The organism is Actinomadura rifamycini DSM 43936, assembly GCF_000425065.1.
GTDB classification, from domain to species: Bacteria; Actinomycetota; Actinomycetes; order Streptosporangiales; family Streptosporangiaceae; genus Spirillospora; species Spirillospora rifamycini.
This window is the reverse complement of record NZ_AULB01000014.1, coordinates 91,310-104,568: the sequence shown is the minus strand read 5'-3', so window position 1 is coordinate 104,568 and position 13,259 is coordinate 91,310. Positions and strand designations below refer to the sequence as shown.

The 13,259-nt window shown below is 72.8% G+C and carries 9 protein-coding genes and 1 pseudogene; 9 read left to right on the top strand and 1 reads right to left on the bottom strand.

The window, feature by feature from the left end; translation table 11 throughout:
- Positions 1 to 14 precede the first annotated feature (14 nt).
- The 3 genes and pseudogenes from trpS to H505_RS48945 all read left to right on the top strand — a co-directional run.
- Complete coding sequence (gene trpS, locus H505_RS0114685) at positions 15 to 1,079, top strand: tryptophan--tRNA ligase (protein WP_026402614.1); 1,065 nt, start codon at positions 15 to 17, stop codon at positions 1,077 to 1,079.
- Entirely contained in the window at positions 1,069 to 1,752 is a 684-nt protein-coding gene (locus H505_RS0114680; protein ID WP_245592520.1) for a 2'-5' RNA ligase family protein, read from the top strand. Before trpS ends, H505_RS0114680 begins: the two co-directional genes overlap by 11 nt.
- Positions 1,753 to 1,894: 142 nt before the next feature.
- Positions 1,895 to 2,770: pseudogene (locus tag H505_RS48945) on the top strand (YihY/virulence factor BrkB family protein); the annotation flags it as partial.
- Between the two features lie 164 nt (positions 2,771 to 2,934).
- On the opposite strand, the gene H505_RS0114670 reads toward H505_RS48945, so the two are convergent.
- Positions 2,935 to 4,305, bottom strand: coding sequence for a D-alanyl-D-alanine carboxypeptidase family protein (locus H505_RS0114670; protein ID WP_245592519.1), 1,371 nt, complete (start codon positions 4,303 to 4,305; stop codon positions 2,935 to 2,937).
- 468 nt (positions 4,306 to 4,773) lie between these two features.
- Between H505_RS0114670 and H505_RS0114665 the strand changes: the two genes are divergently transcribed.
- The 6 genes from H505_RS0114665 (at position 4,774) to H505_RS0114640 (ending at position 13,193) form a co-directional block, all read left to right on the top strand.
- Positions 4,774 to 5,937: a glutamate--cysteine ligase gene (locus H505_RS0114665; RefSeq protein ID WP_026402611.1), complete on the top strand. Its 1,164-nt coding sequence runs from the start codon at positions 4,774 to 4,776 to the stop codon at positions 5,935 to 5,937.
- Between the two features lie 256 nt (positions 5,938 to 6,193).
- The gene (locus H505_RS0114660) at positions 6,194 to 7,660 is read left to right on the top strand and encodes an amidohydrolase (RefSeq protein WP_245592518.1); all 1,467 of its coding nucleotides are present in this window, start codon (positions 6,194 to 6,196) and stop codon (positions 7,658 to 7,660) included.
- A 192-nt stretch (positions 7,661 to 7,852) separates the two neighbouring features.
- A complete protein-coding gene (locus tag H505_RS0114655) occupies positions 7,853 to 8,905 on the top strand; it encodes a BMP family lipoprotein (protein WP_026402609.1) in 1,053 nt (350 codons plus the stop codon).
- A 108-nt stretch (positions 8,906 to 9,013) separates the two neighbouring features.
- Positions 9,014 to 10,540, top strand: coding sequence for an ABC transporter ATP-binding protein (locus H505_RS0114650; protein ID WP_026402608.1), 1,527 nt, complete (start codon positions 9,014 to 9,016; stop codon positions 10,538 to 10,540).
- Positions 10,537 to 11,844 (top strand): ABC transporter permease, encoded by a 1,308-nt coding sequence (locus H505_RS41850; RefSeq protein WP_211238470.1) that lies wholly within the window; start codon positions 10,537 to 10,539, stop codon positions 11,842 to 11,844. Before H505_RS0114650 ends, H505_RS41850 begins: the two co-directional genes overlap by 4 nt.
- Complete coding sequence (locus tag H505_RS0114640) at positions 11,841 to 13,193, top strand: ABC transporter permease (protein WP_026402607.1); 1,353 nt, start codon at positions 11,841 to 11,843, stop codon at positions 13,191 to 13,193. The genes H505_RS41850 and H505_RS0114640 overlap by 4 nt, the downstream gene beginning before the upstream one ends.
- Positions 13,194 to 13,259 lie beyond the last annotated feature (66 nt).

Sequence of the window (13,259 nt, the reverse complement as noted above, 5' to 3'; positions counted from 1 at the left end):
ATCGGTCCGTGCACATGCCCGAAGCGTTCGACCCCACCACCGCCCCCGCCGCGGCGCCGCGCGTCCTGTCGGGGATCCAGCCCACCGCCGACTCGTTCCACCTCGGCAACTACCTGGGCGCGCTGCGGCAGTGGGTCTCGCTGCAGGACACGCACGAGGCGTTCTACTGCGTCGTCGACCTCCACGCGATCACCGTCGAGCACGACCCGGACGTCCTGCGCCGCCGCAGCAAGGTCGCCGCCGCGCAGCTCCTCGCGATGGGCGTCGATCCGGAGCGCGCCACCGTCTTCGTGCAGAGCCAGGTGCCCGAGCACGCCGAGCTGGCGTGGGTGCTGGGCTGCCTCACCGGGTTCGGCGAGGCCGGGCGGATGACCCAGTTCAAGGACAAGTCCGCCAAGCAGGGCCAGTCGAACACGACCGTGGGCCTTTTCACGTACCCGATCCTCCAGGCCGCCGACATCCTGCTGTACTCGCCGGAGCCCGGGGACGGCGAGCGCGTCCTGCGGGTGCCCGTCGGCGAGGACCAGCGGCAGCACCTGGAGCTGACCCGCACCCTCGCGAACCGCTTCAACCACCGGTTCGGCGACACGTTCGTCCCGCCGGAGGCGTTCATCCCCGAGGGCGCCGCGAAGATCACCGACCTGCAGGAGCCGACCGCCAAGATGAGCAAGTCGGCGTCGTCCCCGCAGGGGATCATCGACGTGCTCGAGGAGTCCGGCCCGATGCGCAAGAAGATCATGCGCGCGGTCACCGACACCGGCACCGAGGTGGTCTACGACGAGGAGAACAAGGCGGGCGTCACGAACCTGCTGCGGATCTTCTCCGCGCTCGACGGCACGCCCATCCCCGACCTCGAGAAGCGGTACGCCGACTCCGGGTACGGCCAGTTCAAGAAGGACCTCGCGCAGGTCGTCCTCGACACCTTCACCCCCATCCGGGAGCGCACGCGGGAGCTGCTGGCCGACGAGGCCGAGCTCGACCGGCTCCTCGCGCTCGGCGCCGACCGCGCCGGGAAGGTCGCCGCACGGACGATGGACACCGTGCGCGAACGCGTGGGATTCGTGGGACGTGGCCGCTGACCGGCCCCGGCCGCCCGGCGCCGGCGACGCCGGCTCCGGGGGACGCGCCACCGAGCGGCCGGTCGCGGACCGGCCGATCGCCGACACCTTCGTGGGCGGCATGGCGGCGGTCCCGCCCCACCCCGACGCCCGCACCATCGGCGTCGCCGTCCCCATCCCGGAGCCGGTCGGGTCCTGGCTGCAGGCGCGCCGCGCGTCCTACGGCGACCCGCTCGCCGGCGCCATCCCCACCCACATCACCCTGCTGCCGCCGACGGAGGTGGACGCGGCCGCGCTCGGCGTGATCGACCGCCACCTGCGCGCGGTCGCCCGCGACGAGCGCCCGTTCGTCATCCGGCTGCGCGGCAGCGGAACGTTCCGCCCCGTCTCCCCGGTGGTGTTCGTGGCCGTCGCTGAGGGGATCAGCGGCTGCGAGCGCCTGCAGGCGCGGGTTTCGTCGGGTCCCCTCGAACGTCCGCTCGCGTTCCCTTACCACCCGCACGTGACGATCGCGCACCACCTGCCCGACGACGTCATGGACCGCGCGTTCAAAGACCTCGCCGACTTCCGCGCCGACTTCGACGTCTGGGGCTTCGCCCTCTACGAGCACGGGCGCGACGGCGTGTGGCGCCCGCAGCGCGACTACCTGTTCGGCGACGCGGCGATCGGCCGCGAGGGCCCCGACACCCCCTGACCTCCGCCCGGACGCCCGGCGGGCCGTCCGGCGCACGTCCGGCGCACGTCCCACGACACCTGGCGGACGGCGCGACGTAACGTTCGGGAAGCGGAGGTCGCCGCACCGCTTTCGGGTGTGCACGGCCGGGTACGTTGCGCATATGCGGCAGGTGATCAACGGGGCGCAAAGGCGCGGCGAGGCCCTCCTCAACGACGGTAAAGACCTGTTGCGCCGCCAGCGCGCGCGCCGGCCGTGGCTCGACCACCAGTTCCGGGCGTTCGGGCGGTACCAGGAGCGGCGCGGCAACCGCCTGGCCGCCGCCCTCACCTGCTACGGGTTCCTGTCGTTCTTCCCGCTGCTCGCGCTCGCGTACGCGCTGCTCGGCTACCTGGTCGGCGTCAGCGACGAGGTGCGCGGCTACTTCGTCGAGGCGATCGACTCGCTGCTGCCCGGCCTGTCCGAGGACCTCCAGGTGCGGCAGATCGCCCAGTCCAAGACGGCCGTGGGCGTGATCGGCCTCGCGGGCCTGCTCGTCACCGGGCTCGGCTGGATCCAGACGCTCCGCGAGTCCCTGCGCGACATGTGGGGCAACGAGCCCGCCGGCGGCGGCAACCCCGTCCTGCTGCGGCTGTGGGACGTCGCCGTGCTCGCGCTGCTCGGCCTCGTCCTGATCTGCGGCATCGCGACCTCGACCGTGACGACCGCCGCGACCGGGACGGTCCTCGGCTGGTTCGGCCTCCAGGACGTCCCCGGCGCCGGCACCGCCCTGCGGCTGCTGTCGCTGGGGATCGCGACGTCGTTCAACGCCGTGATCTTCCTGGTGCTGTTCACCCGGCTGACCGGCGCCCGCGCCCCGTGGCGGAGCATCGCGAGCGGGGCGGTGTTCGGCGCGGTCGGGTTCGAGGTGCTCAAGCAGGTCGCGAGCCTGCTGATCAGCCGCACCACCGAGAACCCGGTCTACGCGTCGTTCGCCGTCCTCGCCGGGCTGATGGTGTGGATGAACGTCGCGTCCCGGTTCGTCCTGTTCGTGGCGGGCTGGACAGCCACCCGGCGCGTCGTCCTCACCGCCGAGGCCGAAGCGGAGGCGTACGACGAGATCGAGGAAGCCGGACAGGACGAGCCGGGGGAGCGGCCGGGTGAGGGCGGGCCGTCCGGCGGGGCCGGGCCCGGGCCGGACGGCGGACGCCCCGGCGGCGCGGCCTACGGGAACGGGTCGTCGCGCCTGCGGCGGCGCAGCACCAGCACGAGCGTCCCGACGGCGAGCACGGCGCCCGCCGCGCCGCCCGCGACCACGACCCAGGTCCGCGACGAGTCGTCCGAGGCCAGGGGCGCGTCCGGCAGGAGGTTGTCGGACTGATCGGCCTTCTTCTCGGCCCCGACGGGCTGGGCCAGCTTCCCGACCGGCTGCGCCTTGCCGTTCGCCGCGAAGCCCCAGTCGAGCAGTTGCGCGGCCAGTTCGGACGGCTGCACCTCGGCGCCCATCAGCGCGATGTAGATGGTGTGACCGTTCCGTTGCGCGGCCGCGACATACGTCTGCTTGGCGGCGATCGTGTAGCCGTTCTTGCCGCCGAGCATCCCCGCGTACTCGTGCCGCTCGCCCGGCAGCAGCCGGTTGTGCGTGTGGATCGGGTAGCCGCCCTTCTTGCCCTGCTTGCGCTCCTTCTTCGTGGGCGGCGCCGGGAAGTCGTGGTCGATCTGGGAGATGTACTCGCGGAAGTCGGCGTTCTTCATGCCCTCCCGCAGGATCAGCACCAGGTCGTACGCCGAGGTGTGCTGCGTCCGGACGTCCAGGCCGAGGTCCTTGTCGAGCCCGTTCGTGGACCCGGCCACCGTGTCGAGCGCGTTGAGCTTCCGCGCGTAGGCGTTCATGTCGGCGAGGGTCTTCTCCACCCCGCCGTTGGCCTCGGCCAGCGCGACGGCCGAGTCGTTCGCCGACATCATCAGCAGCGAGTAGAAGAGGTCGGAGACCTTGTACTTCATCTTGGGGGTCAGGCCGACCTTGGTCCCCTCGACGTTGCACGCCGCCTGGGACGGGCGGACGAGCCGGTCGGCGTCCAGGCGCGGGATGAGCGCCGCGGCGGTCAGCACCTTCATCGTGCTCGCCGGCAGGTGGTGCCCATGGGCGTCCTTGGCGGCCAGCACGTTCCCGGTGGCGCCGTCGGCGACCAGGTAGGACTGCGCCTCGATCTTCGGGAGCTCCGGCACTCCGGGCGTCTCGTCGACCACGATCCCGCGGCTGGTGAGCCGCTGCCCCCCGACCGGGTCCCCCGGCGGGGCCGTGCGCAGCGCCGCCGGACGTCCGGGCTCGGCCCGCGCCGGGACGGGCGGGGCGACGAGGGCCGCCACGGCGACGGGCACCGCGACGGCCGTCGCGGCCCGCCGCAGCCCGCCCTTGCGGGACGGCCGGCCGAGCCGGGCGCGGTCCGGGCGCGGCGGGCGCTCGGGCCTCGGCGGGCTCTCCGGCCGCGGCGGACGCTCCGGCGTCGGGGGCCGGGTGGGACGCGCGGGCTGTCCCGGGCGCGGCGCCTCGTCCGCGCCGCCGTCCTGTCGGTCCGATCGTCCTGAGTGCACGTTCGCGACGCTCCTCGCTTCCGCAGGAGCGCGATCGCCCCCAACCCCCATGACTCCCCCGCAGACTAGGCGACCTTATCCGGCGAAGGGGTACCCGTGCCGGAAACCGGCAAGCCTGCAACACTTGGGACTGAAGGGACGAAGGGTGATTCTTGGTGCGGCAACGGCGACGAGAATCGGTTACAGGCCGTCACGAACCTGAATTTGGGACGGCCTGACTAGTCCGATCGTGGGGTTTCGCGGGCGGGAAAGATGACCGAAAGGGATGGCTCCGGCCCGTGCGACGGCCGCCCGGAAGAGTCAATTGACAGGCAAAGGGCATGGAGACCGGCGAGGCGACGGACACGGGCGCCATCATGGTGAGAACACGTGACCTGGACCGGCGTTTGTCCAGGCTTAAGGACCCGCTGGCTGAATTGCGCCACGTGCCACGCAACGACCTGCAACGATTGTGGACGGAGGTTGGCCGTGGCCATTGACTTCAACGCATCGAACGGGGCTACGCTCGGTATCGAGTGGGAGCTGCAGCTCGTCGATGCGGAGACGAGGCACCTGCGGCAGGACGCCCGCGGTGTGCTCGCCGCACTGCCCGCGCTGAGCGAGGGCGGCGACAACCCCCGGCTCCGGCACGAGCTGATGGAGTCCACGGTCGAGGTCGTGACCGATATCTGCCACACCGTGGGCGAGGCCAAAGCCGACCTGGCCGGCACCCTCGCCGCGCTGCGGTCCGCGGCCGCCGACCGCGGTCTGGCGCTGGCCTGCACCGGCACCCACCCCATCAGCGACTGGCGCGACGCGGTCATGGCCCCGATGCAGCGCTACGCCGACCTCGTCGAGGAGATGCAGTGGCTCGCCCGCCGCATCCAGACGTTCGGCGTGCACGTTCACGTCGGCATCTCCGACGTCGACAAGGCGATCCCCATCGTCAACGCGCTGTCCGCCTACCTTCCGCACTTCCTCGCGCTGACCGCGTCCAGCCCGTTCTGGAGCGGCGGGGACACCGGCCTGGCCTCGTGCCGCGCCGTCGTCTTCGGTCAGCTGCCGACGGCCGGTCCTCCCCACTTGCTGGACGACTGGGCGGCCTTCGAGGATTACATGGACACCCTGCTGCGTTCCGGAACCATCCGGAGCATCAAGGAGGTCTGGTGGGACGTCCGCCCGCACCCGGACTTCGGCACCGTCGAGATCCGGATGTTCGACGGCATCCCCACCCTGCGCGAGGTCGGCATGGCCGCGGCCCTGTGCCAGAGCCTGGTCACGCTCTTCGAGCAGCAGCTCGACCGCGGTTACACGCTGCCGCGGCCGGCCGCGTGGGTGGTGCGCGACAACAAGTGGCGCGCCACCCGGTACGGGCTCGACGCCATCGTGATCACCGACGACCGCGGGCACACCGTCCCGCTGCGCGACGACCTGTACGAGCTGATCCGCGAGCTGGAGCCGGTCGCCGACCGGCTCGGCTGCGCGGAGGAGCTGAAGGTGGCCGGCGAGGTGCTCGACCACGGCGCCCCGTACGAGCGCCAGCGGGCCGTCCGCGCCGACGGCGGCTCGCTGGAGGACGTCGTGGACGTCGCGATCACCGAACTCGCCGAGGACCGGTTCGTCACGCTCGGGGAGGTCTCCCGTGGGGCCTGACCGGCCGCCCGGCCCCGCCGACCCCGGCCCCGGGGACGGCCGGGGGAGCGGACCGGGCGGCGCACCGGACGGCCCTCCCGCCGGAGGCGGGCTGAACGGGACGGCGGGGATCGGCGAACACTCAGGTAAGGACCGGGACGGTACGCGGAAGCACGGGAAGGGCCGCGCGGACCGCGCGGACCGAGAGAACCGTCCAGACGACATCGAGACCACCCGGCGGAGGCCCTTCGGCTCCGCCGTCGCGCAGGGGGCGCAGATGACCCACCCGGGACCCGGGGTGATGCCCGGCCTCGAACCACCGACCGCCGGCCCGGAGGGCCGCGACCGCCCGTCCGGGACCGGCCGCGCACCCGGCGCCGGCCGCGACGCGGCCCGCGACGCCGCGCCCGGCACCGCCGGCGACCCCGCGGCGCCCGCCGCCGCGCCCTCCGCCGCCGGCCCCGTCCCGTCGGGCGCCGCCGGCGCGGGCGCCCCGGTCGTGCTCGGCGGCGCCGCCCTCCAGCCGCAGCTCGACGGGTTCCTCGACCGGCACGAGGGCGAGCTCGTCTCGTTCCGCCGCGACCTGCACATGCACCCGGAGCTGGGCTACAGCGAGCACCGCACCACCCGCAAGATCGTCGACCGGCTGCGCGCGGCCGGGCTGAAGCCGCAGGTCCTCCCGCGCGGCACCGGCCTGTTCTGCGACATCGGCCCCGCCGACGGCGGCACGGTCGCGCTGCGCGCCGACATCGACGCGCTGCCGCTGCAGGACGAGAAGGAGGACGCCCCGTACCGCTCGACGGTCCCGGGCGTCGCGCACGCCTGCGGCCACGACGTCCACACGACGATGCTGCTCGGCGCCGGGCTGTTCCTCGCGCAGCAGGCCGAGGCGGGCCTGCTGCCGGGCCGCGTCCGGCTGCTGTTCCAGCCCGCGGAGGAGGTCCCGGGCGGCGCGCTGGACGTGATGGCGGCGGGCGGCCTCGTCGGCGTCGACCGCGCGTTCGCGCTGCACTGCGACCCGCGCATCGAGGTCGGCCAGCTCGGGCTGCGCACCGGGCCGATCACCGCGGCCTGCGACAAGGTGTACGTGAAGGTCACCGGGCCCGGCGGGCACACCGCGCGCCCGCACCTGACCGCCGACCTCGTGTACGCCCTCGCCAAGATCGTCACCGAGCTGCCGTCGGCGCTGTCCCGCCGCGTCGACCCGCGCTCCAGCCTGTCGCTGGTGTGGGGCCGGGTGTCGGCCGGGTCGGTCGCGAACGCGATCCCCGACGACGGCGTCGCCGAGGGGACCGTCCGCTGCCTCGACGACCAGGCGTGGCACGCGGCGCCCGACATGATGAAGGCGCTGCTGCGGTCGGTCGCGTCCGCCTACGACGTCGAGGCGTCGCTGGAGTACGTCCGGGGCGTCCCCCCGACGGTGAACGAGGCGACGAGCGTCCAGATGTTCCGGGACGCCGCCGCGCAGGTGATGGACGAGGAGGGCGTCGTGCCCACCCCGCAGAGCCTCGGCGGCGAGGACTTCGGCTGGTACCTGGAGGCGGTGCCCGGCGCGCTCGCCCGGCTCGGCGTCCGCGCCCCCGGCTCGCCCGTCGAGTACGACCTGCACCGCGGCGACTTCGACGTGGACGAGCGCTGCGTCGCCGTCGGCGTCCGGGTGCTGAGCGCCACCGCGCTGACCGCGCTGTGGGAGGGCGGGCGGCCCGGCGACGGCGAGCCGATCGAGGGCGCCGCCCTCACCTGACCGTCCTCGCCCGTCCTCGCCCGCCGGCCGCCGCGCCGTCGATGACCTGTGGCGACTTGTCTACGCGTTGGTAACGGAGCTGTTGCGAAACCGCGCACTCTGGCGGTTTTGCACGATTTCCGAGGTAGCGTCCCATCGTTTTCGGCGGCCGGTCCGGTCGCCACCGTGGTGGGGATCGGAAGGAGCGCTACCTTGCGCCGTGGATTCAGAAGGACGCTCGTCGCCGTGACCAGCGCGGCGCTGATGCTCAGCGCGTCCGCGTGCGGCGGCAAGACGGCGGAGGACGGCGGCGGCGAGGGCGGCGACAACGCCCTCAAGGTCGGGCTGGCCTTCGACATCGGCGGTCGCGGGGACCAGTCGTTCAACGACTCGGCCGCCGCGGGCCTCGACCGGGCCGCCAAGGAACTCAAGATCGAGACCGAGGAGATCTCGGCCAAGCCGGACGAGCCGGACTCCGACAAGGAGTCCCGCCTGCGGCTGCTCGCGAACCAGGGCTACAACCCGATCATCGGCGTCGGGTTCGCCTACACCGCGTCGGTGAACAAGGTCGCGAAGGAGTTCCCCGAGACCAAGTTCCTCGTCGTGGACGCCGACGGCTGCAAGGTCGAGGGCGACAACGTCGGCGCGGCCTGCTTCGCCGAGGAGGAGGGCTCGTTCCTCGTCGGCGCCGCCGCCGCGCTCACCTCCGAGACCGGCAAGATCGGCTTCATCGGCGGCGTGAACGTCCCGCTCATCCAGCGCTTCGAGGCCGGGTACGAGGCCGGGGCGAAGGAAGTGAAGCCCGACACCGAGGTGCTGGCGAAGTACCTGACCCAGCCGCCGAACTTCAACGGCTTCAAGGACGTCAGCCTCGGCAACGAGGCCGCCAAGGGCATGCTCGACGACGACGCCGACGTCATCTACCACGCCGCGGGCGGCGCCGGCATCGGCGTCATCAAGACCGTCGGCGGCGCCAAGAAGTGGGCCGTCGGCGTGGACGCCGACCAGTACAACCAGCCCGCGCTGGCCGGGGTCAAGGACCAGATCCTCACCTCCATGGTGAAGAAGGTCGACCTCGCGGTGTACGACTTCGTCAAGAGCGTCTCGGACGAGACCTTCAAGGCGGGCCCGAAGGAGTACAACCTCGCCAACGACGGCGTCGGCTACGCCACCTCCGGCGGCCACGTCGACGAGATCAAGGCGAAGCTCGAGGAGCTGAAGAAGGGCATCATCGCCGGCGAGATCAAGGTCCCGGCCGGCGCCTGACGCGCCCCCGGCACCGGGCGCCGCCCGCGCGGCGGCGTCCGGTGCCCCCCTACCGCCCTGACCCAGGGTCGTCTTTCACCGAGCACGTTCGAGGCAGGAGAAGCGCCCGTGCCCGACCAGGTGCCGGCCGTGCGGCTGGCGTCGATCACCAAGCGGTTCCCCGGCGTGGTGGCCAACCGCGACGTCGACCTCACGATCGAGCGCGGCGAGGTGCACGCGCTGTGCGGCGAGAACGGCGCCGGCAAGTCGACCCTCATGAAGATCCTCTACGGCATGCAGCGGCCGGACGAGGGCACCATCGAGATCGACGGCGAGGCGGTGTCGCTGCGCGGCCCGGGCGACGCGATCGCCCGCGGCATCGGCATGGTGCACCAGCACTTCAAGCTGGCCGACAACCTCACCGTGCTGGAGAACGTCATCCTCGGCGCCGAACCGAAGCGGTTCGGCCGGATCGACTTCGCCGCCGCCCGCGCGAAGATCACCGAGATGTCGAAGACGTACGGCCTGCGCGTCGACCCCGACGCGCTGGTCGAGAAGCTCGGCGTCGGCGAGCGGCAGCGCGTCGAGATCCTCAAGGTGCTGTACCGGGGCGCGCGCGTGCTGATCCTGGACGAGCCGACCGCCGTGCTCGTCCCGCAGGAGGTCGACGAGCTGTTCGGCAACCTGCGGGAGCTGCGGGCCGAGGGCCTGACCGTGCTGTTCATCTCGCACAAGCTGGACGAGGTCCTGTCGGTCGCCGACACGATCTCGGTGATCCGGCGCGGCACCACGGTCGCCACCCGCCTCGACCCGCGGGAGGTCACGTCCCGCCGGCTGGCCGAGCTGATGGTGGGCTCGGAGCTGCCCACCCCGGAGCTCCGCGACTCCACCGCGACCGATCGGGTCCAGCTCGACGTCGGCGGGCTGACCGTGCTCACCCCCGAGGGGCGCCCGCTGGTGGACGGCGTCTCGCTGCGGATCCGCCGCGGCGAGATCGTCGGTCTCGCCGGGGTCGAGGGCAACGGGCAGTCCGAGCTGATCGAGGCGGTCATGGGCATCCGCACCGTGGACGCCGGCACGATCCGCTTCGGCGACGACGACATCACGCACTGGCCGACGCGCCGCCGCCGCGAGGCCGGCATCGCCTACATCCCCGAGGACCGGCACCGGCACGGGCTGATCCTCGAGGGCGCCCTGTGGGAGAACCGCGTCCTCGGCCACCAGACGCGCCCCCCGAACGTCCGCGGCCCGTGGATCGACCGGCGCGGCGCGCGCCGCGACACCACCCGCATCGTCCGCGACTACGACGTGCGGACCCCGGGCATCGACGTCCCCGCCGCCGCGCTGTCCGGCGGCAACCAGCAGAAGCTCATCGTCGGCCGGGAGATGTCCGGCGACCCCCGCCTGCTGATCGCCGCCCACCCCACCCGCGGCATCGACGTGGGCGCCCAGGCCGCCATCTGGGACCACCTGCGGCGCGCCCGCGCCGCGGGCCTCGCCGTCCTGCTGATCAGCGCCGATCTAGAGGAACTCATCGGAATGTCCGACACCCTGCACGTGATCCTGCGGGGGCGGCTGGTCGCGGAGGTCGACCCGCGCACCGTCACCCCCGAGGACCTCGGCTCCGCCATGACCGGCGCCGGAGCCTCCGCATGAGCGACGAGAAGGACCCGGAACACCCGGCCCCCCCGGCCGACACCCCGGACCGGCCCGCCCCCCAGAAGCCGGAGGCGGCCGAGGAGCCGGACGCGGCCGAGGCCGAGCGCGGTGAGTCGTCGGCGCCCGAGGGGCCGGAGGACGTGCCCGCCTGGAAGGCGATCCTCCAGGGCAAGGGGCCGCGCGGGCTCGCGCTCAAGTTCGGCGCGCCGCTCGTGGCGCTGCTGATCTCGCTCGTCATCACGATGATCCTGCTGCGGGTCACCGGCGCCGACCCGTTCTCGGCCGTGCAGAGCATGGTCGAGTACGGGACGACCGACAACTCGATCGTCGACATCCTGAACCGGGCGACGCGCTACTACCTGTCGGCGGTGGCGGTCGCGATCGGGTTCCGGATGGGCCTGCTGAACATCGGCGTGGACGGCCAGTACCGGCTCGCCGCGTTCCTCGCGGCGGCGCTGGGCGGGGCGCTCACCCTGCCCGCGCCCCTCGGCCAGTTCTTGGTGATCGTCGCGGCGATGGTCGTCGGCGGGGTGTGGGCCGCGATCGCGGGCGTCCTCAAGGTGACGCGCGGCGTCAGCGAGGTGCTGTCGACGATCATGCTGAACGCGATCGCGACCGGCCTGATCGCGTACCTGCTGCACAAGGACCGGCTCGCCGAGGTGAGCCCCGGCAGCAACAACATCGCGACGCCGCAGATCCCCGAGGACGGGCGGGTCGGCCCGCTGAACGGGTTTCTCGCGTCGATCGGCATCGACCTGCCCGGCCAGGTGTACGGGCTGCTGCCGCTCGCGGTCGTCATCGGCGTCGTGTTCTGGATCGTCATCAACTTCACGCGGTTCGGGTTCGACCTGAAGGTGTCGGGCCTGTCGCCGTCGGCGGCGCAGGCCAGCGGCGTCAGCGCCCGCCGCATGATCGTCATCACGATGGTCATGTCGGGGGCGATCGCGGGCCTGATCGGGATGCCGGAGCTGCTCGGCGCCTCCTACGAGTACTCGCTGAACTTCCCGGCGGGGCTCGGCTTCACCGGCATCACGGTCGCGCTGCTCGGCCGCAACCACCCGTTCGGCATCGCGCTCGCGGCGCTGCTGTTCGCGTTCCTCGACCAGAGCTCGGACGTGCTGCAGGCGGTGGACGTGCCGAAGGAGATCGTCGGGGTGATGCAGGGCGTCGTCGTCCTGACCGTCGTGATCGTGTACGAGCTGATGCGGCGCTGGGAGATCCGGCTGCAGCAGCGGGCCGTGGCCGTCGAGCTGGCCACGGGCCACGACCTCGCGGCCGAGACCTCGGGGAGCGCGAAGTGACCGTCACGCAGGCCGACCGCGCCGCCGCCGCGAAGAGCGGCGGCCGCCGCCTCCGCTGGCCGCACTACCTGCTGATCGCCGCCGGGCTGCTGGTGCTGCTGTCGCTCGTCCGGACCCTGGACGGCGCGAACGACCTGACGTCCAGCGGGACGGTCGGGGCCGCGCTGCGGCTCGCCGTGCCGATCTTCCTCGCCGGGCTCGGCGGCCTGTGGGCGGAGCGCTCCGGTGTGATCAACATCGGGCTCGAGGGCATGATGATCCTCGGGACGTGGGCGGGCGCCTGGGCCGGGTACCAGTGGGGCCCGTGGGTCGGCGTCGCGGTCGGCATCCTCGGCGGCGCCCTCGGCGGGCTGCTGCACGCCATCGCGACCGTGACGTTCGGCGTGGACCACATCGTGTCCGGTGTCGCGATCAACATCCTGGGGCTCGGCCTCACGCAGTTCCTCGCGGGCATGCTGTTCGCGACGGAGGAGGCGAAGGCGCTCGGCGGCGGCGAGCGGCAGTCCCCGCCGATCGACTCGATCTCGACGCTGACGGTGCCGATACTGTCCGGCGGCGAGGTGTTCGGGTGGAAGAGCCCGGACGTCCTCGGCTCCATCGAGAAGCACCATTGGTTCTTCGTGTCCGACCTCGCGGGCATCCTGCGCGGCGTGACGAGCGACGTGTCGGCGCTGACGGCGGTCGCGCTGCTGCTGATCCCGCTGTCGTTCTTCGTGCTGTGGCGGACGTCGTTCGGCCTGCGCGTCCGGTCCTGCGGCGAGGACCCGTACGCGGCGGAGTCGCTCGGCGTGTCGGTGTACCGGATGAAGTACGCGGCCGTGATCATCTCGGGCGGGCTGTCCGGGATGGCGGGGGCGTTCCTCGTCACGGTCGCGGCGAACTCCTACCAGGACGGCCAGACGAACGGGCGCGGCTTCATCGGCCTCGCCGCGATGATCTTCGGGAACTGGCGGCCGGGCGGGCTCACCGCGGGGTCGCTGCTGTTCGGCTACACCGACGCGATGAACGTGCGCGGCGGCGGCAGCTCGGTGCACGCGCTGCTGCTGTTCACGGCGATCCTGCTGATCGGCGCCGCGGTCTGGCAGGCGGTGCGGGCCGGGCGGCTGCGCCCGGACGCCGCGACGGACGCGGCGCGCCGCGCCGTGCGCCGCGCGTACGTCGCGTCCGGTGCGGCGCTCGTGTCGGCGCTGGCGCTGCTCGCGTGGTTCCTCCTGAGCGACACCGTCCCGGGCGAGCTGGTGTCGTTCACCCCGCACCTGATCACGCTGCTGGTGCTGGCGCTGTTCAGCCAGCGGCTGCGGATGCCGGCGGCCAACGGGCTCAGGTTCCGCAAGGGCGAGGCGCGCTGACCGGTGACCGGAGCGGAGCGGAGGGCGCCGGCCGGCGCCCGCCGCGGGGAGGAACCCTCTGCGAAA